Genomic DNA, 22,581 nt, shown 5'->3' with positions numbered 1-22,581 from the left:
GCCCTTTTTATAGGTCATGTTTTAAACTAAAGAGTTTTACGATGGTACACAACCTTTGTATAGCACCCTAAATAGCCGCTGCTAGCTCGGCTCCTTGGCGAATGGCGCGTTTGGCATCAAGCTCGGCGGCAACATCTGCGCCCCCAATAATATGAACGGTCATCCCTGCGGCCACCACACTCTCTTCTAATTCTTTAAGTGGCTCTTGTCCTGCACAAATAATGATGTTGTCTACCGCAAGAGTTTGCGGTTTATCATTTATGGAGATATGTAAACCTTCATCGTCTATGCGCTCATACGTAACGCCGCCCATCATTTTTACTTTATGATTCACTAACGACGCTCGATGGATCCATCCCGTGGTTTTACCAAGCCCCTTTCCAACTTTGCTTGCTTTACGTTGTAATAAATACACATCTCGTTGAGGCTTCACCTCTTCTTTGGCCTTCAGCGCCCCTGCATGCGTAAAGGTTTTATCTATGCCCCAGTGAGTTAACCACTGATCTAGGTTTGTAGTTAAATGCGCCTGCTCAACCAAATATTCAGATACATCAAAACCAATGCCGCCAGCGCCTATAACGGCCACTCGTTTGCCCACCGGTTTATGATCGCGTAGTACGTCAATATAGCTCATAACGCTTGGGTGATTGATGCCCTCAATATCTGGCGTACGCGGCTTAATACCGGTCGCTAAAATTACTTCATCAAATCCGTGCTCTTTCAAAAGCTCTGCGCTTGCTTCGGTGTTTAAGTGCAGCGTCACGCCGGTGACTTCAATTTTGCGCTGGTAATATCGCAGTGTTTCGTAAAACTCTTCTTTGCCCGGAATTTGTTTAGCGTAGTTAAACTGGCCCCCAATTTCGCCGCTCTTTTCAAACACATGAACAAGGTGACCGCGCTCGGCCGCATAGGTCGCAAACGCTAGACCCGCTGGACCCGCGCCGACAACCGCAAGCTTTTTGGGTGTTGCTACTGTTTTAAAAATGAGTTCTGTTTCGTAGCAAGCCTGCGGATTGACCAAACAGCTCGCACGTTTTTGTTCAAAAGCGTGGTCAAGGCAAGCTTGGTTGCAGGCAATACAGGTATTGATTTGGTCAGACTCATTGCGCATCGCTTTTGCTACAAAGTCTGGGTCAGATAAAAACGGTCGCGCCATCGACACCATATCGGCATGGCCTTTAGCTAACACCGCCTCGGCGACCTCAGGTGTGTTAATCCGGTTTGTGGTAATGAGAGGAATAGCAACTTCGCGCTTCATGCGCTCGGTTATCCAAGTGAATGCTGCTCGTGGTACCGACGTAGCGATTGTTGGCACGCGTGCCTCATGCCAGCCAATACCGGTATTGATGAGCGTCGCACCGGCTTTTTCAATCTCTTTTGCTAAATATACCACCTCGTCCCACGGGGCTCCGCCCTCAACCAGGTCGAGCATTGAGAGGCGATAAATTAAAATAAAGTTTGGTCCAACTTTTTGACGAGTGGCGCTAACAATCTCCACGGCCAGTCTGGCGCGGTTTTCTAAGCTACCGCCAAATTCATCGTCTCTAAAATTTGTGCGCTCACAAAAAAACTGATTAATTAAATAGCCTTCTGAGCCCATGATCTCAACGCCATCGTAGCCCGCCATTTTTGCGTAGTTAGCGCATTCTGCAAAATCTTTAATGGTGCTGCGAATGCCTCGCGCCGATAGTGCTTTTGGGGTAAAAGGAGTGATTGGGGATTTGACGGGTGACGCCGATACCGCCAAAGGATGATAACCATAACGGCCGGAATGTAGAATTTGCATGCAAATCTTTCCGCCTTCTTTGTGTACCGCCTCGGTAATGACCTTGTGTTTTTTAGCGTGGCGTGAACTGCTCATTCTGCCCGCAAATGGTGCTACCCAGCCGGCGATGTTTGGCGCAATCCCGCCTGTCACGATAAGTCCCACACCTCCACGTGCTCGCGCAGCATAAAAGGCCGCGAGCTTTTCGAATCCACCTTTTTGTTCTTCTAGGCCTAAATGCATCGACCCCATCAAGGTGCGATTTCTAAGGGTCGTAAACCCTAAATCTAGTGGTTCTAAAAGGTGAGGGAAGACGTTATTGGCGCTTGTTGTTTCAGCCGCCGGATTCAATTCGCTAGACAATGTTAGGCCTCGTTGAGTCGATGTACTTATACTGTAACCTCTTTATATACGATGTTTTTGACTATTGGGCACAAAATCCGAAAACGTAAGCGGCGCTGTATTGCTGAGCTAATACAGTCCTTATTGTAAATATGCACTCAATACGCTAGCACCGCGTAATGTCTAATACATAATGTGTACTATGCACACCGAGGATGTATATTGCGTAGTTATGAATTACGTAGGTGCATATCTACAGGGTTCGCAAAGATGAGCGACAAACACTGTTTGTCAAAATATGAGCTTTCAAAAGTGACTGCATGGATAAAGTGGCTGCATGGATAAAGTGATTAACAAAAAGGCGCAAAACAAACCGCTAGGTTATCGTTTAGGCCTGCCAGCATGGGCTTTTTCGGGGTGGAAGAATAAGTACTTTACCGATAGCCCGTCGGCGCTTGCCAGTTATGCGAGTGTGTTTAACATGGTCGAAGGCAATACCACGTTTTATCAAACTCCCAGCCCAGACAAAGTGCAGTATTGGAAAGACCAACTTGAGGGTAAAGACTTTCAAATATGTTTTAAATTACCGCAAAGTGTTACCCACAATGCCCTGCCAAATTTTGCTGAACTAAGCGAATTTATACGGCGAATCTCGCCTTTGCAATCGCATCTAGGCCCATTATTGCTTGTGTTCCCTGCCAGCGTTGGCCCTAAAAATATTGATTTTATTGAGCGTATCTTGCAAAAACTACCGGCAGATTTTAAGAGCGTCATTGAGGTGCGCCATCAAGCATTTTTTGATGAGACGGGACTGAATGCGCTTAACCCAATATTGAACCAATATGGCGCTCACCGTGTGGTATTAGATAGTCGACCGCTCTACAGAGGTGACCAACAGCACCCTGATGTTGTGCAGGCTAAGCATGAAAAACCTAAGGTTCCTGTGCTGCCAAAGGTATATAACGGCTTAGCGTTTGTTCGTCTGGTTATGCATCCACACAGCGATGACAACGGGCTGTTTATTAGGCAGTGGGCGAAAATGCTAAGCGAGTATTTTGCACACGATATTAAGGTTTATTTCAGTCTACACTGCCCAAATAACCTGTATTGTCCTAGCTTTGCAAAACAGTTTCATCAAGCCTTGCTTGAAAGCTGTGCGCAAACAAATCAGAACAAAGCGGGCGTCCTGCCTGAATTTCCGGTGCCTCAGCAGTCTACATTGCTTTGACCCACTCATTTAAAATCGCAAGGTGCAGCGTTGCACTTTTGCATTATTGCACATTTGCCAGAGTCATCTGCTTTAAACGCGCTATGGCGTATTTGCCAAAAAATCGCGAGATAATCGTGCATTTTCAGTTATCCTTAAGCGTAGCACCTCAACAACGGAAGCATCCAACAACATAAGCACCGCAAGGTAAGCACCACAGAATAACAAGGATTAAGTATGATTGAGCGCTTTTTAGAACGAACGTTCTCGCTAAAGCAGCACGCAACAAATGTCAAAACTGAAGTGATAGCGGGGCTAACTACCTTCGCCGCGATGTCGTATATCCTTATCGTTAATCCAAGTATTTTGGGACTTAGTGGTATGCCAGTATCAGGACTTATCACAGTAACTGCTTTGGCCGCCTGTTTAGGTACTTTGCTCATGGCGTGGCGCACCAATTATCCCATCGCGATGGCACCTGGAATGGGGCTGAATGCATTTTTTGCCTTTACAATTTGTATGGCACGAGAAATACCGTGGGAAGCAGCCTTGGGTATTGTCTTTTACAACGGGGTGCTGTTTTTGTTGCTTACCCTATCGGGGTTGAGACAGAAGATAGCTGGCGCTATTCCTGACGCCCTTAAAATTGGTGTTCAATGTGGTATTGGCCTTTTTATTGCGTTCATAGGCTTAAAAAACGCGGGTTTAATTGTTGCAAACCCAGCTACATTTGTTGCCCTTGGCGACTTATCACAGCCTGCTGTTTTGCTAGCCTTCGTTGGCATCATCATGACTTTAATACTGGTCAAAAAGAATGTGACTGGCGCGGTGCTCATTTCTATCATACTTATCAGCGTAGTCGGCTTGTTTATCCCTACTGAAAACGGGCAGTTAACATCCACGCCTGATGCCTTTTTTGGGATGCCAGCGCCAATCGGGGACACTTTTTTTGCGATGGATTTGCTCTATCCCATCGTGAACTTTGCGAGTACGTGGGATCTTATTTTTGCACTTATGTTTGTGAATATGTTTGATACTATCGGAACGCTTTTAGGCGTCTCAAAACGCGCCAATTTAGTCGATAGTAATGGTCATCTTCCTAAAATAGGCCAAGCGATGAGTGCAGATGCAAGCGCTGGTGTGATTGGCGCGGCATTGGGTACATCGCCGGTTACAAGCTATGTAGAGTCGGCGGCAGGCGTTGCCGCTGGCGGTCGTACCGGACTTACCGCAGTGGTAGTCGCGATATGCTTTTTATTGGCCTTGTTTTTATCGCCGCTGATGCAGGCAGTGCCATTAATGGCGACCACGCCCGCGCTAGTCATGGTAGGCATTTTTATGATGGATGCCATTAAAGAGCTGGAGTTTGATGACTTAACCAGTGTAGCCACAGCTACCGTTGCACTCGTGGCTATGCCTCTTACATTCAGTATCAGCGAAGGTATAGCGCTCGGCTTTATTGTTTATGTGGGAATTCGGGTTGGCATTGGTGAATATAAAAAAGTCAGTGCGCTCACTTACGTCATGGCCCTTGTATTTATGTTGCGTTATATCTTTGACCTCAAATAAACGAGTGACTTAAATTTATATAAGCGATTTAAACGCCCCCAAGTGTCGACACGAACGCAATTTTCGATTGAGATCTTTTAACTACCTATTTTAAACCGCCTTTGTAATGGGATTCGCTGTTAACGTCGTCATCATTGCGTTTCGAGCGAATACTCCCCTAAATTCAATAATCACTAATCAAACATTACTAGATAACAACAAAACACTTAGTCTTTGTTGAACAAGCCTTTGAGCCTGTCGGTGGCCTTGTTCATCAACTCGTCTTTTTTCTTGTCGACTTCTTCTTTGATTTTCTTTTTAGCTTCTTCTTCAAGACGATTTGAAGCCTCTTTTTTTGCTTGCGCAATCACGTTGTCGAGCATGGCCTTTGCGATAGCAGCACCGACTTGATCTGCGGGAATGCCGCTTGGTTTACCAATGGAACCTGCGCTGAATGACGGTAAGGTCACTTCGTATGCTTTTTGCCCTAATTCAATATCGCCTGTGGGCAAGTTTTCAAAGTTGAGCATTAAACGCGCTGAGTTAATGCTGACATTCTCAACAATGACCAAAGGATTCACGCCAGGCTCGGTGCTCTGGGGCTTAGGCTCACTGGATGCTGGTAGTGCTTTTGCGATATTGTCTTTTAGAGCAAGTAGGTTGCCATTACCGCTTGCGTCTAGCTCATATAAAATTTCAGGTGCGTTAACGCTGATCTCTTGAATCACATAAGGCTCTTCGGTAGCGCCGCCAATATCTAGCGTGATAGAACCAAGGCTGAATGCATCCGATTGACTAAAGCCCTGCGGATTTTCTACGTCAATATCGCTAATGGTCAATTTGCCTTCGGCCAAAGCAAGGTCAACACTAAATACGGTCACTTGCGTACCAAGCACTCTACTGCCTTGTTCTTCAATTTGTGCTTTTATAAAGCTGCCAGCGTTGCTGAATAAGTACCATACGCCCGCGCCTAGCAGCGCCAGTACAACTAAAATTACTATTAGAACCTTTTTCATGGTCATTCCTTGTATTCATTTACATGTTGTTCGTTGCTCACAATATAGCAAGAATAAGGATATAAAAAATCAATAAACGCGAAAAGCAAACTTTTATGCTGGCTGCCGCGTTTTAATTGTTATATTTCAATTGTTACCTTAGTACGACCAATTGCGGTATCTACAGTTCACCTTGTGTCATACTGATATGTTCAACATTGATTTTAATCAGCGCTAGTCAATTGCCTGCTGGCAAAGGAGTTAAATTTCACAATGTTCAATCAAAAAAATGTTCAGCTAATGCTGCTGGTGTTTATTGTCATGCTGTTAAATGCTTGCAGTGCTACTAAAAGCTTGTCGGTGTATTCTATGAGTAATGCTGATCTTGAAAGTGCGCTGCGCAGTCAACTGCCTAAACTTAGCGATGAATTAAGTTTGATGGGACTGCCCGTGAAGTTTGAGGTAGACGAAATTGACGTAAACATCGGGCCAAACCAAAGTGAATCGGTGGAGCTTAGCTTTGATTCCAGCGCAAGCATTGGCGCTTTTGGCGTAAGTTATGGTGTTGGTTTAGATTTAAAGGTTGAAGGCAGCCCCTACTACGACGGCGAAAAGAAGGCGATTTTTGTTCGCAACGTGCGCTTGTTAGATTCGCGCATTGATGCGGGAGGATATCAGGGAAATTTAGGCCTGTTAGACGACCGCGCGATGGAGTTGGTGAATGCTTTTTTATCTGTGACACCGGTTTATACCCTAAACTTAGACGACCCTAAGGTCGCCTTTATTTCAAAGGTGCCCCTTGATATGAAAGTCTCCGAAGGTGCGCTGATGGTGGTGCCTCGTTTCTAACGCGTGTTTTTACTCCATTAAGCCAAGTACTCGCGGCAAAAATAGGCTTATCTCAGGTATAAAAGCGACCAGCATCAAGCCGAGCAACATGGTAATAAATAAAGGTAACAAAGGCTTTATGACACTTTGAATCTTTATTTTGGCAACGCTGCAGCCTACAAAAAGCACTGAGCCCACCGGCGGCGTGCAAAGCCCAATACATAAATTGAGTATCATCATAATACCAAAATGCACGGGGTCCATGCCGGTGGCTACGACAACAGGCAAAAATATTGGCGTAAATATTAATACCGCCGGTGTCATATCCATGAATATCCCAACCGCCAGCAATATAAGATTAATGATCAGCAAAATAATAATCGGATTGTCACTTATAGCCAGTAAAGCGGTGGTAATGCTCTGCGGAATGTTCTCATACGCCATCACCCATGAAAGCGAGATAGAGGTCGCCACTAAAAATAGCACGATGCAAGTTGTGCGTATGGTGTCGAGTAGAAGAGGGCGTATTTGTGAAAGCGATACCTCTTTGTAGGCCGCTACAAGGCAGGCAGAATAGAGAACCGCGATGGCTGAGGCCTCCGTTGCCGTAAACAATCCGTTTACGATGCCGCCAATCACAACCACAAGCATCAACAGGCTTGGGGTCGCGGCCACCAGAGTGCGAGCGGTTTCGCCAAAGCTTGCTTTCTCGCCGCGTGGATAATTGCGTTTTTTCGCGATAATGCCCGCGGTGAGCATGAGCAATCCGCCAATCAATAAACCTGGTAAGTAGCCCGCCATAAAAAGCGCTGCAATAGACACGCCGCCGCTTGCTAACGAAAACACAATAAGTGTATTGCTAGGCGGGATGATCAGGCCCGTGGTAGCAGAACTGATGTTTACCGCTGCAGAATAAGCTTTGTCGTATCCCTCTTTTTCCATGCGAGGGCCCATTGCCCCGCCAATCGCCGATGCAGACGCAACAGCAGAGCCTGAGATTGCACCAAACAGCATGTTTGCAACAATATTTACAAAGGCTAATCCACCAGGAAGCGCCCCTACTAAGGCGCGCGCAAAATCAATAAGACGCCGCGCAATACCGCCGCTGTTCATCAACTGCCCAGCTAGAATGAAAAATGGAATAGCCAAGAGCGTAAAGCTGTCCAACCCAGTTGCCATGCGCTGGGCAACGGTGGTGAGCGTCGCCATGGTTGGTACGTTCATCAATAGCGTGAGCGTTGCAGAAATGGCGATACTAAACGCTATCGGCAGCCCGAGCCCTAATAAAACCACAAAGCATACTACCAGTGCCAATACTTCGATGTATTCCATCACTATCGCTCCTTTAAGTAAGATGCTGCGCGCACAAATGCACAGGCGCAATAACCGAGCATAAATACGCCGCTGATCGGCAAGGCCAAATAGATATATCCCATGGGTACTTCTAGCACCGTGGAGCGTTGCGCCAAGGTCAGTGTAACGTCTACCAAACGCAGACCGCCTACCACTAATACGCCAAGGGCGAAGGCGGCCATTAGCAGCACTAAAAAGCCCTGTAAAAGCACAGCCCGTTTAATTGATAATTTTTCACTTAATAAATCAATGGCCAGATGCCCACGTTGACCCACCACCCATGCGGCGCCAAGCAGGGTTAACCAAATTAACAAAAAGCGAGCCAATTCGTCGGTTACGGTGCTTGGAGATTGCAGTACATAGCGGCTAAATACTTGCCAAAGTACAACCAACACCAGAGATAGCAGCATAAGCACGAGCGCAGGCTCAAGAAGCGTGTCGAGCAAAGCATGAAATTTCGCGCTTTTGCCATCGTTCAGCTTGTGATCTTGATTATTGTGCGGCGTCATTGGCAGCCTCCTTAATGCGCTGAATATACTGATAAGCCTGAGGATCATCTTTATAGCCAGCTAACATGGCATCAACCGATGCAATAAACGGCTTTTTATTAGGGTATATCACTTCTACTCCGGCGGCATTTACTGCCTCTAGCGCCTCGTTTTCAGCCGCCGCCCATAGCTTGCGCTGTTCAACAGCCGAGGCATCTGCCGCCTGTTGTAACCATTGTTGCTGCTGAGGGTTCAGCCGCTCCCACAGGTGGGTAGAAATCATCAGAACATCAGGCACAGAGGTGTGCTCATTAAGCACGTAATACTTGGCAACTTCGTAGTGACGAGAATAATAAAAGCTAGGCGGATTGTTTTCAGCACCATCTACCACACCTTGTTGTAGGGCGGTATACAGCTCTCCCCATGCAATCGGTGTTGGCGAACCGCCCATAGCTCTCACCATATTCATGGCGGTCACGCTCGGCTGAACCCTTATTTTCATGCCTTTTAGGTCTTCTGGACGGTTGATAGCCTTATCTACACTGTAGTAGCTGCGACTACCAGCATCGTAAAACGCGAGGCCGCGCAGCCAGAAAGGCTCGCTTTCGGTGAGCAAGTCGCGACCAATGTCGCTATCCATTACCTTATGTGCGTGCGCCTTGCTAATGAATACATAGGGCAGGCTTAGCACTTTTACATTGGGGGCAAAATTTTCCAAAACGGCAGCCGACACTTTTGTCATGCCCACACTGCCAATTTGCAGCAACTCAAGGGTCTGCCTTTCGCTGCCGAGCTGCTGATTTGGATAGATGTCGATGGTCATTTCACCGCCAGATAGGCGCGCTAATTCATCGGCCATAAAAACCATACCTAAATGAACCGGGTGCTGAGTATCAAGCCCATGACCTAATTTGATTTCTACGCTGGTTTGCTCGCGTGCGCACGCGCCTAAGAACAAGGCGATAATTAAAAATGCGGTAAGGTGCTTAGCTTTATTCATCACGATATCTCCTTTAGCAGGGCAGCGATTGATAGCTCAATATTTTTGTCGTCTCTTATGCGCCTTAACCATCCACATATTTCGCTGACCAGCCGAGCGTTATACGCCAAGTTTTTTGGAAATACTGCATCGAAAGCCAGCATGTTTAACACCCACTCCTGAACATTGTCTGACGCTAATTCAGATAAAGGTTTTGCGAGAGGGTCTTGCACCGCAATTGGTGCATTGTGTAAATCGCGCCCTGAGGTATATTGCATCCATGCTGCAATAACAAAGCTAATGCCTGCACAAATGCCTTGATGAGTCAGTTGATATTGCAAAGCATTGAGTAAGCGCTGCGGCAGCTTTTGCGACCCATCCATAGCAACTTGATAGCAACTGTGCTGTAGCTTTGGGTTACTGAATCGCTGGAGCAATTCTTTGCAATACTGACGAATATCGACGCCCTCTGGCGCCTCAACACTCGGCAGAATTTCATGGTGCATCAAATGGAGAACAAAATCGGCAAGCATCGGCGATTGCATAACATCAGACACATACCGCTTTGATGCTAAAAAGCCAATGTAGGCAATGGCAGAGTGACACCCGTTGAGTAATCTGAGCTTCATCTTTTCAAAGGCATGCACATCTTTGGTAATAATCGCGCCTGCGGCTTGCCATGCAGGGATGGGTCCGGCAAATGAATCTTCAATTACCCAATGCGTGAAGGGCTCGGTTAACACCATGCCTTGGTCGGTATAGCCGAGCTGTTCTGCATATACCGATAAATCGTCAGGGGTACTAGCAGGCACCATTCTATCTACCATGGTAGAAGGAAAGCGATAGTCAGACGCGATGCGCCTGGCAAGTTCCTTATCAATTTGTTGAGCGAAGCTAAGGACCATTTGCTTTAGCAAACTTCCATTGTTTGGCAGATTGTCGCAGCTAATAATAGTAAGCGGCGGTAAATGAAGCGAGATTCTTCTTTTGATGGCGCTAACTAAAAAGCCAATAGCGCTGCGCGGCCTGTTTAAATGCGCAAGGTCATGCACAATATCTTCATGTTCAAGATGTAAATCTGCATTGGCGCCATGGTAGCAATAACCCTTTTCGGTCACAGTTAAGCTGATCACTTTTATGTTCGATGAACACATCGCATCGAGCACTTTTTCGGGGGCTTCTGGAGCAACTAACACCTGATTTACGGCGCGGATAATACTGTGCTTACTGCCACTGTCGTCGCGCTCAACAACGGTGTATAAACCATCTTGTGGATTAAGCTGTTTGGCTACGGTTTCACTTCGAAGACTCACACCAATAATATGCCAGTCGCCGCCTTCAAGCTCCATGGCGCATTGGGTGTATACAGCCTGATGTGCGCGGTGAAATGCGCCAATGCCTAGGTGAACAATTCCCGGCGCTCTGGTTTTTTCAAGGCTGCTTGTTAATGCGTTATCAACGCAAGCGGCAATATCACGATTAAGGCGCGGTAGATGTGAGGCGGTCATAGTTTATACGCTTTTTTAGCAAGCCCGTAGGCCAAATCATGTGCTAAATCCATGGCCTCATCTTCATCGAGGCGATGTTCGCATACTAAGGTAGATAAAAAATTGCAGTCCATGCGCCGGGCTAAATCGTGTCTGGCTGGGATAGACAAAAATGCGCGCGTGTCATCGTTAAAGCCGACCGTGTTATAAAAACCAGCCGTTTCGGTGGTTTGTTGCCGAAAGCGTCGCATCCCTTCTGGACTGTCGTGAAACCACCACGCAGGGCCAAGTTTTAAAGCAGGATAGTGACCGGCCAGCGGCGCGAGTTCACGACTGTAGGTAGTTTCATCTAGGGTAAACACAATGATGCTTAGCTGTGGATGATTGCCAAATTTGTTTAAAAGCGGCCGAAGGGCATTCACGTATTCGGTTTGCATGGGAATATCGGCGCCTTTGTCGCGACCAAATTCGGAAAATAGCGACGTATTGTGATTGCGAAATGAGCCGGGGTGAAGCTGCATGACCAATCCGTCTTCTAAGCTCATCTTGGCCATTTCGGTTAACATTTGCGCTCTAAAAAGTTCAGCGTCAGCAGGCTTTGCCTTGCCACGTATAATGGTTTGATACAGCGTTTCACAGTCTTGTTCAGATAAGTCTGCGGTGGCTGCACTAGGATGCCCATGGTCGGTGGAGGTAACGCCAAGACTTTTAAAATAAGCTCTGCGAGCAAAAAGCGCGCTTAAGTAGCTGGTAAAACTGTCGCAGTGCTCGCCGGTAATATCAGCAAGCGTTGCAATGTTTGCATGAAAGCCTTCAAAATCTGGGTCAACCACTGGATCTGGTCTAAATGCCGAAATTACCCGTCCAGACCAATCACTGTCGGCTATTCTACGATGATGCGCAAGGTCGTCCAGAGGTGATTCGGTGGTTGATATTACTTCAATATTGAAACGCTCGAACAAGGCACGCGGCCTGAATTCATCGCGCTTTAAACATTCATTTATATGGTCATAGTATTGGTCGGCACTGTTACCGTCTAGGCGTATGGTTAAGTCAAAGACCTTGGCAAATACATAGTCTAACCATAATTGGGATGGCGTACCTCTGAACAAATAATAATGCTCAGCAAACAATCTCCATACTTTGCGCGGGTCTTGTTCGTATGGTTCACCTTGCTTGCCCTTGACGCCCAGCTGCTGCATGCTAATGCCTTGGCTGTATAACATACGAAGCACATAATGGTCGGGTGTGAGCAAAAGAGAAGTAGCGTTCTCAAACGCTTCGTTGTTTGCAAACCAGCTAGGGTCGGTGTGACCGTGAGGACTGATAATGGGTAAATCTTTTACATGGTCGTACAAACGTTTACACACTGCTCGCGCATTTGCTTCAGTCGGAAATAGTCGCATTTCGTTTAATTGCAGTGCTTTGCTCATGATTACTTGCCTTGCGAATCTTTGATGTATGGTTAATTTCGGCAGACGGTCCGATATGGTAGTTCAACACGTTTATACTCGACTGCTTTTTTGCAGAGACACTTTTCAATTTGTTGTGGTAAATTGGTCATGCCGCTTGACCAAGAGTGTAAACGTTATGTTAGAGTATTGTCAATTTTTAAGGGCGTGTCGAGCATCGGTTAAATGCATGTGAACAGCGCGCTATTTTGTATGTCGGCGCATGTTTTGTTGTTACGCTGATTATTGTATTGCTTATATTGGAGAGTAACTTTGACTGTATCTGACGGCTCAATGCCATTAGGGTCATTGGCATGTATTGGCGAGTGTATGCTAGAGATATCGCAGACTGACCGACAGGCATCTGGCCATCATTCGATGACGGCGAGTATCGGCTATGGCGGAGACACCCTCAATACCGCCATTTATGCGTCTCGCTTGGGTATTGAGACTTATTTTTTTACGGCGCTGGGTAGTGACCATTACAGCGATTGGCTGTTAGATGCATGGCAACAAGAGGGAGTGCAAACCTCTTATGTACTGCGTGATAAAGAGCGCCTGCCCGGCTTATACGCCATTGAGTTAGACGAAGACGGCGAGCGCACCTTTCACTACTGGCGTAAAGAGAGTGCTGCAAGCCGCTATTTGACGCTTGCGGGGGAAGAAACGCTTTATCAGCAACTGCGCCAGATGGATGTAATTTATTTATCGGGGATCAGCTTGGGTATATTAGATGAGGCTCAAAAAAATAGCCTAGTATCCCTCATTGCAAGGCTACACGCTGATGGAAAAACCATTGCGTTTGACGGTAATTACCGTCCTCGTAATTGGCTTAGCCAGTCGCAAGCCCAGCAGTATATGAGCAAAATAATGCCCTATGTGACTTGGTATTTGCCTACGCTAGACGATGAAGCCATGTTGTTTGGCACGCAAACCATTCATGACGTTCAAACTCACTATGCGCCATATTTGGCACTTTCGCTCAAAGAACTTGTGATTAAAGATGGTGAGTGCGGATGCTATGTTTGCACCTCGAAGGAGCCAAGTTTTCCGACCCATGTGGCAATCCCAGAAAAGGTGAAGCCCAAAGACACCACGGCGGCGGGAGATTCGTTTAATGCAGGGTATTTAGCTGCTCGTATGGGCGGCACACCACCAAAAGAAGCCGCCCTCGCTGGGCATCGGCTAGCCGCACAGGTCATTCAGTGCAAAGGCGCTATTATTTCTATAGACGCCATGCCTAAATAAAAGCGCTAAGCCCGAGCAATCGGTTTTATCGAATGAACACCGATTGCTTTCGAAGAAGATCATCGCTAATGACCTGCATAAAGGCATCTTCTGAATCTATGTTGGTCATGCGCGGTTGCCAAACGGCATAAAAATCGTAGCCAGTCGATGTTGATGGTGTAAGGCTTAGTACGTTAAAGAACGAGTGTTCTACGCCAGTATCCGCGGCTCCAACAGCCCCAAAGCTAAGATGTGATGACACCGGAGTGACTACCGCCATCCCAAGTTTTGTGTTCTCTTCGGCTTGCTCTTTATAACTTGCCAATACGGCGTGTTTGTTTATTACGCTTTGATTAGCGCTTGCGTCATGAAGGTTGACAATACCCACAGCGATACTCTGAGAGCTGCCCTCAGAAACGCTTGCTACAGCACCTTGCTCGGCGCTTGCGTTGTGCAGGGTAAGTTCACCGCTATAAAAATGTTGGCCTGCCCAAATGGAGATGCGCTGGTTAAGGTTAAGGCTCTGGCCTTGAGCGTTGCTTAACCCTTCGTAGCGCAGGTCGAGTATGGAACGCACAGGGCCTTCTAATACTACCTCTGCACTTGTTTTGCGGGCATTGCTTACTCGGGTTAACACAGGAGAGGCAGAATCAGCTGAATCGACAAAAGCAAGTGCGCCTGAGCCTAAAGAGCGCCCTACTTTCAGAATATCCATGCCCCAGTCTTGCAGCTCATGGTAGTTTTCATTGATGCCGACGGAATCGAGCACTATATTCGCGCCGGTTTTTCCAAAAATGTCAAAGCCGTTGCGTTCATCAAAATAGAGCCTAAAGCCGATATTATCGTTCTCCCAGGCTGGCCCTTCCATTTGAAACTGATTTGCATAGTCTGCGGGCAGTCCGTCTGACATTCTGCTCAGTGCGCGTACCTCAGTGGCGTCGCTGCGCTGTGATGAGATGTATTTTCCAAAACGAATATTTGTCCGCATAGGCTGCTCGCCTTTTTCGGTATCATCAAGTGCGACCATTCCCAAAGCAATCGTAAGAGACTGTTCGCTATTGGCAGGCGTATCTAACACAAAGGCAAGCTCATCCCATTGACCGTCTTGGTCGATATCGTCTAACTGCCCGGCAAAACTGTTGCCGCCATCGGTGCTTACAATCGTCACTGGGTGGCTGGCGGTGTTTGTTTCAAACGAAAACCCCAAAGCCTTGAGACGCGCCTTGTTTACAATAAGAGGCACGTTGCTAAAGTCTTGATTAGCCGTATTGACTACCGTAAAGCTCGCAGACCCTTTTTTGGTATGCGCTGATGTATTGGCAGGTTCACCGGCAGGTGCTGCAACCGTGGTATGTTGCTCATTTGTAGCCTGACCGCAGGCCGCTATTACCACCGCGCTTATTAATACAGCGCTAAGCTTGAATGCTTTAAGACTCATTAGCTGGCTTTCCTATGGTTGCAAGTATTCCGCCGTCAACATATACCACTTGTCCGTTAACAAAGTCAGACGCTTTAGAGGCTAAAAATATGGCCGCACCGCGCAATTCGTCTGGGTCTCCCCAGCGACCAGACGGCGTACGATTAATGATGAACTCATTAAAAGGATGACCGTCGACGCGGATAGGTGCGGTAATATCTGTGGCAAAATAGCCAGGACCAATGGCGTTAACTTGAATACCCTCTCTCGCCCATTCAGTAGCCATGTTGCGAGTAAGCATTTTTAATCCGCCTTTTGCCGCAGCATATGCGCCAACCCCATCTCTGCCGAGTTCGCTCATCATTGAACAAATATTAATGATTTTGCCTTGCTTGCGTTCGCGCATACGGGCAACAACTGCCTGTGCTACTGCAAAGGGTGCAGTTAAGTCGGTGTCTACAATGCGCTGGAAATCGCCGACCGACATGGTGGCGAGGGGCTCACGCTGAATAATACCTGCGTTATTCACCAGAATGTCGATGTCACCATGTTCATCAACACAGTGTTGAATGTGTGCATCAAGCTTATCGTATTCGGTAACATCGAAAATTGCTCTATGGGCGTCAATGCCCGCTGACCTTAATTGCTCACAGGCAACAGATACCGCAGAGGCGTTGCGACCATTTAAAATAATGTTTGCGCCAGCCTCGCCTAGGCCCGTGGCCATTGCTAAACCAAGGCCTTTGTATCCACCGGTTACAAGGGCAGTTTTCCCGCTTAAATCAAACAGTGAAATCGACATACTATTCCTTTGAGTGAAGAATTTTGGTTTATTTAAAATCGTTTAAATCAATGGCATCCATATCGTCGAAGGCTTGGTTCTCGCCGGCCATCGCCCATATAAATCCATAATTTCGGGTGCCCGCACCGCTGTGAATTGACCAACTAGGTGACAATACCGCCTGATGATTTTTAACGACTAAATGACGCGTTTCATGCGGTTCGCCCATCAAATGCATAACGCGGTCGTCTTCACCCAAATTAAAGTAAAAATACACCTCCATACGGCGGTCGTGGGTATGGGCCGGAAAGGTATTCCACACGCTACCGGTATCGAGCAAGGTCAATCCCATTACTAACTGACAGCTACGCACACCTTTTTCATGGATGTATTGATAGATAGTGCGTTTGTTGCTGGTTTCTAAACTACCAAGATGGATTGGGTTCGCATCTTGTTGGGTGTATTTGGTGGTAGGATATTCTGTGTGTGCTGGTGTAGAAACTAAGTAAAACAGGGCAGGATTAGCACTATCAACACTGCTGAACACTGGGTCTGCTTCACCTCTGCTCACATATAGGCAGTCTAACTTGCCTAAAGCGTATTCGGTGCCGCCAACATCTACCGTGCCATCGCCACCAACATTGATGATGCCTAATTCGCGGCGCTGTAAAAAAGATGTGGCTCTGAGTGCGTCACCTGCGGCTAGGCTTAATCGTTCGTTTACCGGCATGGCACCACCGGTGATAACGCGGTCAATCTGAGAGTAGACTAAATTAATTTTGTCTTGCTCCATAAGAGACTCAATCAGGTACTCTTCGCGCAGGCGCGTTGTATCGTAGTGTTTTGCGTCTTTCGGATTGGTCGAATGTCGAATTTGCATAAAGTCTCTCTTATAAAGTCGTTAAACAGCTTGCTCTAAACCCTTGTTATCTTAACACACAGTGGATTTTTATTAGCGGCGCTGCTGGAGCTGATACTGGTAGAGCGAATCATAACTCAAGCGTTCATTACTCGCTTCAATATAGGGATTAGGGCCATACTCCACCGTTATCGGTAAGTTAGCTCTGACCCCAATGACGCGAGCGGCTACGCCATCGTTCATACCATTTAGCTTCACAGATTCGGTACTGTCATGACCATTGTTAAAATGAACATTGATGTTCCAAAATGTATTATATGCGCCGTGGCTGGGTTTCCAGTACTTGGCACCGCCACCGGCAAACAGCGGGTACTCACGTGAGCCATCGGTTAAATTCACAACAACACTTATGTTATCAAAAAGATTTTGATGGTTAACACCACTATGCTGATCAAGAATGGGATCAAGCTCTACGTGGGCACCTCGATAAACGCTTTTGCTGGCAAAAGTATTAAAACTCAGAGGGTGTTCTACCTTGTTTTTTACCTGCAAATTGTCTACTAGAACGTTGTGTACGCCACCCATCTGCACAGAATAGTGAGCGTACTTTTTGCCATCGGTAACGACATTGTTGATGCTTAAGTTAGCTACCTCTTCGGTTAAAATTCCGCTGTCTGCATTGGTTATGCGGACATCGTCAACCCAACCATTGAAAAGTCGAGTGAGGTAAATACCGTTAAACCCTTGCTCTACGTGATGAGCCACAGGCTCTGCATAAGCAAAGGTCATGGTAAAATGCTCAAATCCGATGTGATGCAAGTGATCCCACTGCACGATCTTAACGCTCAGCTCGTTATTGATGTCATGCAGCAAAGGCGAGGCCAAGGTAATCGTATTGCCGGCAATGGCCGTAATTTTTACCTGCTGGCGCGAGAGTGGCAGGTTTGCAAAATTCCAATGATGGCTTCCCACGTACACATCTTCACTCTTGTAAAGCTCATGAATAAGCGGGCCATCTTTGCCTTTGTCATTAAGCCACTGAATCTCAATAACCTGTCCGATGCTCAGTGTGTTGGCTGTGTCTACCTGAACGGTAAATTGACCTTGTGTCGCGGATATTGGTTTTGCTAGCTCGCGAACAGGTTCATCAAACTTGTCGAGATACTTTTTGACCCGTTGGTCTTTTATACGAGTCCAAAAATATCCACCTGACCAAGCCCACTGAGTAAACGGAAGTTCGATATTGTTTCTTTTTTCGCGCTGCACTTTATTAAGCTTGGTAAGATATTCTCTCAGCTCAGCTAATTCAGGCGGGTCTGGCGCATAAATTAGCGGGCGGGGAAAGTAAAATTCAGTACCGCCTGGTCCGCTGCCAGCGCCTCGCAGCACTGTATAATTGCGGTCAAAATAAATAATAGAGCTTATAATGTAGCGCCCCGGGGCAAACTGAAGAACACTCGGGTGTTCATCGTTTTTTAATTGCTCAAGCAATGTAATCAGCGCCTTGCTGTCATCAATGGTGTCATTGGGCAATATACCATGCTCACCGACATCAATAACTCGGTAATCACTGGTGTCTATGCTGCTATTTCCATTATCGTAACCTGCATACGAAAAGTCTGGCAAATAGTGCTTTTGTGCCAGCTCTTTGTTTAATATTTTGGGGTGTACTTTTTGGGCGAGAGCGCCGGCGTTGACACCACCGCTTGCTAAAAACGACAGCGCGCATGCCATGCTAATTATGGCACAAAGCCATTGTTGACTGCGCTGCGGTCTTTTTTTCCGTATTTGCTGAGCGAAGGTCTTCGCGTTGCTAATCGGTTCGATGCTTGGAAATACGCCACTCATTTCCCAGCGCCTCCTTGCTCGCTGCCCACCTTGGCCGCTGGTATGTCAACGTAAACGCCTTTGACGTTTTGTGTTCTAAACTCAACCGTGCTCGGTTTGTCACCGGCAACAAACTCAATCGCGGCATAACCGCTTCCCATTTCAATGGTGCTGCTTTTATGCGGCGTACCGTAGTTTTCTAGGAGTGTTCCCTCATCGCCAATATTGTAAAAATGAACACGCTCTTGATAGTTGAGTACTCGATTGCCGTTTTTATCGCGCGCTTCGGCTTCAATTAAATAGCGGTCATCGCCTAAAGGGCTTGCAATGAGTTTGATATGGTCATACTTGCCGTGTTTGCCCACTAAATAGGTGACGTTACGAGTGTCGTTGGCGATTTCTTTGTTATTGTTAAACCCAACAACTTTCAGAGCGTTCTCACCTTCTTTAAAGGGCACTTGCCATACAAGGCCTCCGGCAGGAACAACGCCAGCCTGCTTGGCTTTTTTGCCCAAAGACTTATCGTTTAAAAACAGTTCAGCTTCTTCGGTGTTGCAATAAACTGTCACGTCCCGACCTTCTTTTGGACCGTTTCGATGCGTCCATGTGTCTGACTCAATCCAGCAAAATGGCGTTTTACTCCAGTAGCTGGCAAACACATAATATGCGTCTTTTTTATTGCCTTCGCGGTCTACTAAGCCTTTTTGATTCATATACGGGAGTGGATTTTCAGGCCGCAGTGGTGTACCAAAATCTTTAAATGCCCACTGTGCATTGCCGGCAAAACCCTCTAGGTTTTCAGACACATTTAGATGCCAGTCAAATAAGTCTACGATGTAGCTTTCATTCCAGTCGGTGTCTTTTGCTACGCTTCGCACCACAGCCTGATTAACGGCTTCTTCCACAGACACCTGCGCGCCCATCAGCCCAGATGGTGTTACTGGTGTTTCAGTGTGGCGCCCTACATGACTAGAACCGCCGTATTCCATATGCAAAAAGGCAGGGTATTGCGCCATTGCTTTGGTAAGCGCCTCTTCGTATTGATCGTAAGAGCCGCCATACCATCCGGCCCAAATGCTAGGAGAGAAGGCATCCACAATGTCCCAACCTGGATAGTATTTTCTTATCGTGGTTAATCGGTAAGGGTCTAAAGCCTTGGTCATATCGTTGAGCTTCTTAAGGTAAGGATTTATGACGCTTTCATCGCCACCGCCCACAAAATCCTCTTCCCAGTAAATTTCGTTGCCTAGCGACCAGAATATGATGCTTGGATGATTGATGTTTTGCTTGATCATAGCGTTTAAGGAATGTTCTGTGTTGCGCTCCCACTCCTCGCCGCCTTTACCGCCTCTACACCACGGCAGTTCATCCCATATTAGCAAGCCTAACTCGTTGGCAGCACGATATACTTCTGGGTCTTGTGGGTAGTGCCCTAAACGAACAAAGTTCGCCCCCATATCTTTTATCATTTGCATATCTTTGTAGTGCTGTTCATTTGACACCGCTGCGCCCACGCCTGCGTGTTCTTCGTGTCGATGAGTACCCCGAATAAGCAAACGTTCACCGTTGAGGAAAAATCCTTCGTGAGGGCGCATTTCAAACCAACGATATCCAAACACTTCTGAGTCGCGATGCACAGTTTCATTATTTTTGTTCAGACTTAAGTGTAGGGTATAAAGTGCGGGAGTGTCGGGAGACCACAGCGAGGGCTCGGCAAGGCTTGGAAGCTCTACTGCGGTTTTGTTAGTGCCTTTTTCAAGACGGATATCAGCAAGCTCTGTCAAGACCGTTTGCCCATCGGGGTCTTTTACCTCCACCCTTAGTTGAGCAGCACTGTTTTCATGCGCATGGATTTCAAATTCGGCGAGCGTCTCAGCGCTTTGTGCATTAACAACGGGTGTTTTCGCGACGATGCGTTTTATATAAGTTTGAGGCACGTGCTCTAACCATACGTCTCGGGTAATGCCGCCAAATAAGAAAAAGTCGGATTTTTGCGAAGGAATAAGATTCGGATTGAAACGGTTAGACACCCTAACTAGAAGAGTATTATTGCCTGAGGGCACTAAAAACTCGCTGATATCAAAGCGAAATCCTATATATCCGCCAATGTGTTCTCCTACAAAAGTGTTGTTAACAAATACTTGGGTTTCATAATTCGCTCCCTCAAAATATAAAATAGTTTTACCGTTTTTATTTATTTGCTCTGGACTTAAGGCTTTGGAGTACCAACTTGCACTTCGTCTGTATCCTGGTGCGGCGTCTAATGTGTCCACCGCATTCCATGTATGCGGCAAATGAATAGACTGCCAGCCCTTGTCTCCGGCGGCGGCGAGCTCTTCAAGATTTGCCGCATTTTGTTCCAGATACAACCAGTCGCTATTAATGTTGACTGTTTGATGTTGCACCGCATTTGCACTGATGCAAACACCCACAAAAAGTACGGTGGCGGTTAGAAAGTCACAGATATAGCTTCGCTTGCGCATAGTTATGGTCCTACTGTAGGTAGTCGCATTGGACATGATTAAAAGATAATTACTTAGGTGCAGAGTCGGTAGTCGACCGGCCGTTTGTATACGGATTTGGCGTTGCTGTATCCACGGCGGGTTAAGAAAAGACAACACTTTAATTCTCGGCCTTCGAGCGCTTTGACAGTGTTTGGCTAAGCTTATGCAGTTCGGCCGCGGCTAACAGCACCGCTCCACTACCATAGAGCTGCGTATCGTCTTTAGTAGCTGAACCTGGGGCGAACGCCACCTGCTGCACATAGCCCACTTTTCCATCATTGTGAATGTTTGTCACAATCGATGTCCATGCGCGCTCAATGGCTGGGAAAAACTGTTTGAGTGTGAGCAATTGGTTATTTACGCCCCAGGCAAGTGCAAATGCCAGTAGCGCGGTTGCACTAGTTTCTGAGTGGGCGTCGCTACCTGCCTCTAAAAGTGATGATGGCCAGCTTCCATCTTCGTTCTGATACTTAAGCAGGGTGTTACTCATATTGATAAACAAGGTTTTATACTCGGGCAAACGCGGATCGTCTTTGGGCAAATATTCAATAGTTCGAGCAATGCCGGCAAGTACCCAACCATTCCCTCTACCCCAAAAGATAGGGCGCCCCTGTTCGTCTTTTCGAGTAAAGTATCGACTGTCACGCAAATAAAGGCCGTAGTCTTGGTCAAATAAATAGTTCGTCATTTCCCAAAACTCCTTGTGCATAAAATCTAAGTAACGCTTATCTCCCGTTACTTTTGCTAGATGCGCAAATACTGGCGGCGACATAAATGCCGCATCTGCCCAGCACCATCTGCGAGTACACCATGGGTCCTTAAAAGTTCGAAGAGCAAAGGTATGAACGTCTCGCTCCTTAACTTCAAAATCAAAGGAGCGTTGGTCAGGGTTGTCTACAATTGTGTTGAAAAAGTGCTTGAGGTGGCTAATTTTGTTTTCGCCGCCGTAGACCTGATAAAGCGACAAATAAACATCACCCACCGCGTGATCGTCAGCGTGATACACACGGGGCCCGAGCTCAAAATTGTTTAATTGACTGAGATTTAATACCGCCTGCTTGTACGCCGCATCGTCGACCTGCTCGGCCCAGCGCCATAAGCCTAAATGAAGGGTCGCATACATCCATCCGTTAGGAATACCGCTGGGGCGCATCTCAGGTCGCATTTTGTTTGAGCGGATATCAAATTGAGCTAACTGCCAATTTGCGACTTGTTCTGCGACTTGGGTAAGCGCTTGGGCATTAAAATCACTCGACAGTGATTTAGATTCAGCGGCCGGCGTTTGATATTGAACCAAGTACTCAACTTGCGACGGATGACTAGCTTGGTCAAACATATCTTGTTCATGGGGAGTTTTTACTGCATAAACGCTGTTGGGCAAAAGTAGACTCATGCAAATGCCGAGGCTGAACGCACGTTTCCGGCCGCTTAATTTGGTCAATAAATTCATGTCTGCCCCTTTGTCGCTTTCTCAATACTTGTTAATTTTTTATTGAAATTGTTTATTTTTGGCTCGAATACAG

The 22,581-nt window shown here is 46.8% G+C and carries 17 protein-coding genes; 4 read left to right on the top strand and 13 right to left on the bottom strand.

Annotation, left to right across the window (positions count from 1 at the left end):
* Positions 1-67: 67 nt before the first annotated feature.
* Positions 68-2,128, bottom strand: a complete 2,061-nt coding sequence (locus ACFO4O_RS10800; protein WP_382408390.1) for an oxidoreductase — start codon at positions 2,126-2,128, stop codon at positions 68-70.
* A gap of 316 nt (positions 2,129-2,444) precedes the next feature.
* On the opposite strand from ACFO4O_RS10800, the gene ACFO4O_RS10795 reads away from it, so the two are divergent.
* Both ACFO4O_RS10795 and ACFO4O_RS10790 read left to right on the top strand, forming a co-directional pair.
* Positions 2,445-3,335, top strand: coding sequence for a DUF72 domain-containing protein (locus tag ACFO4O_RS10795; protein WP_382408388.1), 891 nt, complete (start codon positions 2,445-2,447; stop codon positions 3,333-3,335).
* Between the two features lie 216 nt (positions 3,336-3,551).
* Complete coding sequence (locus ACFO4O_RS10790; RefSeq protein WP_382408386.1) at positions 3,552-4,883, top strand: NCS2 family permease; 1,332 nt, start codon at positions 3,552-3,554, stop codon at positions 4,881-4,883.
* 206 nt (positions 4,884-5,089) lie between these two features.
* Here the strand turns inward: ACFO4O_RS10790 and ACFO4O_RS10785 are convergent, their stop codons facing one another.
* Positions 5,090-5,878 (bottom strand): AsmA family protein, encoded by a 789-nt coding sequence (locus ACFO4O_RS10785; protein WP_382408384.1) that lies wholly within the window; start codon positions 5,876-5,878, stop codon positions 5,090-5,092.
* Between the two features lie 252 nt (positions 5,879-6,130).
* Here ACFO4O_RS10785 and ACFO4O_RS10780 point away from each other — a divergent pair, with 252 nt between their 5' ends.
* Positions 6,131-6,706 carry a YceB family lipoprotein gene (locus tag ACFO4O_RS10780; protein ID WP_382408382.1) on the top strand — a complete coding sequence of 192 codons (576 nt, stop codon included), beginning with the start codon at positions 6,131-6,133 and terminating at the stop codon, positions 6,704-6,706.
* Positions 6,707-6,715: 9 nt separating this feature from the next.
* Here the strand turns inward: ACFO4O_RS10780 and ACFO4O_RS10775 are convergent, their stop codons facing one another.
* From ACFO4O_RS10775 to uxaC, 5 genes are read right to left on the bottom strand one after another with little or no spacing between them, the layout of a single operon-like run.
* A complete protein-coding gene (locus ACFO4O_RS10775) occupies positions 6,716-8,017 on the bottom strand; it encodes a TRAP transporter large permease (protein ID WP_382408380.1) in 1,302 nt (433 codons plus the stop codon).
* 2 nt (positions 8,018-8,019) lie between these two features.
* Positions 8,020-8,547, bottom strand: coding sequence for a TRAP transporter small permease (locus ACFO4O_RS10770; RefSeq protein ID WP_382408378.1), 528 nt, complete (start codon positions 8,545-8,547; stop codon positions 8,020-8,022).
* A complete protein-coding gene (locus ACFO4O_RS10765; RefSeq protein ID WP_382408376.1) occupies positions 8,531-9,526 on the bottom strand; it encodes a TRAP transporter substrate-binding protein in 996 nt (331 codons plus the stop codon). Before ACFO4O_RS10765 ends, ACFO4O_RS10770 begins: the two co-directional genes overlap by 17 nt.
* A complete protein-coding gene (locus ACFO4O_RS10760) occupies positions 9,526-11,013 on the bottom strand; it encodes a mannitol dehydrogenase family protein (RefSeq protein ID WP_382408374.1) in 1,488 nt (495 codons plus the stop codon). The genes ACFO4O_RS10765 and ACFO4O_RS10760 overlap by 1 nt, the downstream gene beginning before the upstream one ends.
* Positions 11,010-12,425, bottom strand: a complete 1,416-nt coding sequence (gene uxaC, locus ACFO4O_RS10755) for a glucuronate isomerase (protein ID WP_382408372.1) — start codon at positions 12,423-12,425, stop codon at positions 11,010-11,012. The genes ACFO4O_RS10760 and uxaC overlap by 4 nt, the downstream gene beginning before the upstream one ends.
* A 291-nt stretch (positions 12,426-12,716) precedes the next feature.
* On the opposite strand from uxaC, the gene ACFO4O_RS10750 reads away from it, so the two are divergent.
* Positions 12,717-13,691 (top strand): sugar kinase, encoded by a 975-nt coding sequence (locus tag ACFO4O_RS10750; RefSeq protein WP_382408370.1) that lies wholly within the window; start codon positions 12,717-12,719, stop codon positions 13,689-13,691.
* 25 nt (positions 13,692-13,716) lie between these two features.
* On the opposite strand, the gene ACFO4O_RS10745 is transcribed toward ACFO4O_RS10750, so the two are convergent.
* The 6 genes from ACFO4O_RS10745 to ACFO4O_RS10720 all read right to left on the bottom strand — a co-directional run bounded on the left by ACFO4O_RS10745 (position 13,717) and on the right by ACFO4O_RS10720 (position 22,508).
* A complete protein-coding gene (locus ACFO4O_RS10745; RefSeq protein ID WP_382408368.1) occupies positions 13,717-15,108 on the bottom strand; it encodes a DUF4861 family protein in 1,392 nt (463 codons plus the stop codon).
* Positions 15,098-15,889 (bottom strand): gluconate 5-dehydrogenase, encoded by a 792-nt coding sequence (locus ACFO4O_RS10740; RefSeq protein ID WP_382408366.1) that lies wholly within the window; start codon positions 15,887-15,889, stop codon positions 15,098-15,100. The genes ACFO4O_RS10745 and ACFO4O_RS10740 overlap by 11 nt, the downstream gene beginning before the upstream one ends.
* Before the next feature lie 28 nt (positions 15,890-15,917).
* Positions 15,918-16,748, bottom strand: coding sequence for a 5-dehydro-4-deoxy-D-glucuronate isomerase (gene kduI, locus ACFO4O_RS10735; protein ID WP_382408364.1), 831 nt, complete (start codon positions 16,746-16,748; stop codon positions 15,918-15,920).
* A 72-nt stretch (positions 16,749-16,820) separates the two neighbouring features.
* Positions 16,821-18,575, bottom strand: coding sequence for a hypothetical protein (locus tag ACFO4O_RS10730; RefSeq protein WP_382408362.1), 1,755 nt, complete (start codon positions 18,573-18,575; stop codon positions 16,821-16,823).
* Positions 18,572-21,037 carry a glycoside hydrolase family 2 protein gene (locus ACFO4O_RS10725; protein WP_382408360.1) on the bottom strand — a complete coding sequence of 822 codons (2,466 nt, stop codon included), beginning with the start codon at positions 21,035-21,037 and terminating at the stop codon, positions 18,572-18,574. Before ACFO4O_RS10725 ends, ACFO4O_RS10730 begins: the two co-directional genes overlap by 4 nt.
* Before the next feature lie 139 nt (positions 21,038-21,176).
* On the bottom strand, positions 21,177-22,508 hold the full coding sequence (locus ACFO4O_RS10720) for a glycoside hydrolase family 88/105 protein (protein WP_382408358.1): 1,332 nt from the start codon (positions 22,506-22,508) through the stop codon (positions 21,177-21,179).
* Positions 22,509-22,581 lie beyond the last annotated feature (73 nt).

The sequence above is a fragment of the Glaciecola siphonariae genome (assembly GCF_042652645.1).
Lineage (GTDB): Bacteria > Pseudomonadota > Gammaproteobacteria > Enterobacterales > Alteromonadaceae > Glaciecola > Glaciecola siphonariae.
Note: the sequence above shows the minus strand (reverse complement) of the source record. Positions and strands in the feature narration are given on the sequence as shown.

Excerpts from the sequence above, each read along its gene's own strand:
- ACFO4O_RS10765 (WP_382408376.1), bottom strand. The coding sequence starts at position 9,526 with ATGAATAAAGCTAAGCACCTTACCGCATTTTTAATTATCGCCTTGTTC.
- ACFO4O_RS10795 (WP_382408388.1), top strand. The coding sequence starts at position 2,445 with ATGGATAAAGTGATTAACAAAAAGGCGCAAAACAAACCGCTAGGTTAT.
- ACFO4O_RS10790 (WP_382408386.1), top strand. The coding sequence starts at position 3,552 with ATGATTGAGCGCTTTTTAGAACGAACGTTCTCGCTAAAGCAGCACGCA.
- ACFO4O_RS10780 (WP_382408382.1), top strand. The coding sequence starts at position 6,131 with ATGTTCAATCAAAAAAATGTTCAGCTAATGCTGCTGGTGTTTATTGTC.
- ACFO4O_RS10770 (WP_382408378.1), bottom strand. The coding sequence starts at position 8,547 with ATGACGCCGCACAATAATCAAGATCACAAGCTGAACGATGGCAAAAGC.
- ACFO4O_RS10745 (WP_382408368.1), bottom strand. The coding sequence starts at position 15,108 with ATGAGTCTTAAAGCATTCAAGCTTAGCGCTGTATTAATAAGCGCGGTG.
- ACFO4O_RS10725 (WP_382408360.1), bottom strand. The coding sequence starts at position 21,037 with ATGCGCAAGCGAAGCTATATCTGTGACTTTCTAACCGCCACCGTACTT.
- ACFO4O_RS10730 (WP_382408362.1), bottom strand. The coding sequence starts at position 18,575 with ATGAGTGGCGTATTTCCAAGCATCGAACCGATTAGCAACGCGAAGACC.
- kduI (WP_382408364.1), bottom strand. The coding sequence starts at position 16,748 with ATGCAAATTCGACATTCGACCAATCCGAAAGACGCAAAACACTACGAT.
- ACFO4O_RS10760 (WP_382408374.1), bottom strand. The coding sequence starts at position 11,013 with ATGACCGCCTCACATCTACCGCGCCTTAATCGTGATATTGCCGCTTGC.
- ACFO4O_RS10720 (WP_382408358.1), bottom strand. The coding sequence starts at position 22,508 with ATGAATTTATTGACCAAATTAAGCGGCCGGAAACGTGCGTTCAGCCTC.
- ACFO4O_RS10740 (WP_382408366.1), bottom strand. The coding sequence starts at position 15,889 with ATGTCGATTTCACTGTTTGATTTAAGCGGGAAAACTGCCCTTGTAACC.
- ACFO4O_RS10775 (WP_382408380.1), bottom strand. The coding sequence starts at position 8,017 with ATGGAATACATCGAAGTATTGGCACTGGTAGTATGCTTTGTGGTTTTA.
- uxaC (WP_382408372.1), bottom strand. The coding sequence starts at position 12,425 with ATGAGCAAAGCACTGCAATTAAACGAAATGCGACTATTTCCGACTGAA.
- ACFO4O_RS10785 (WP_382408384.1), bottom strand. The coding sequence starts at position 5,878 with ATGAAAAAGGTTCTAATAGTAATTTTAGTTGTACTGGCGCTGCTAGGC.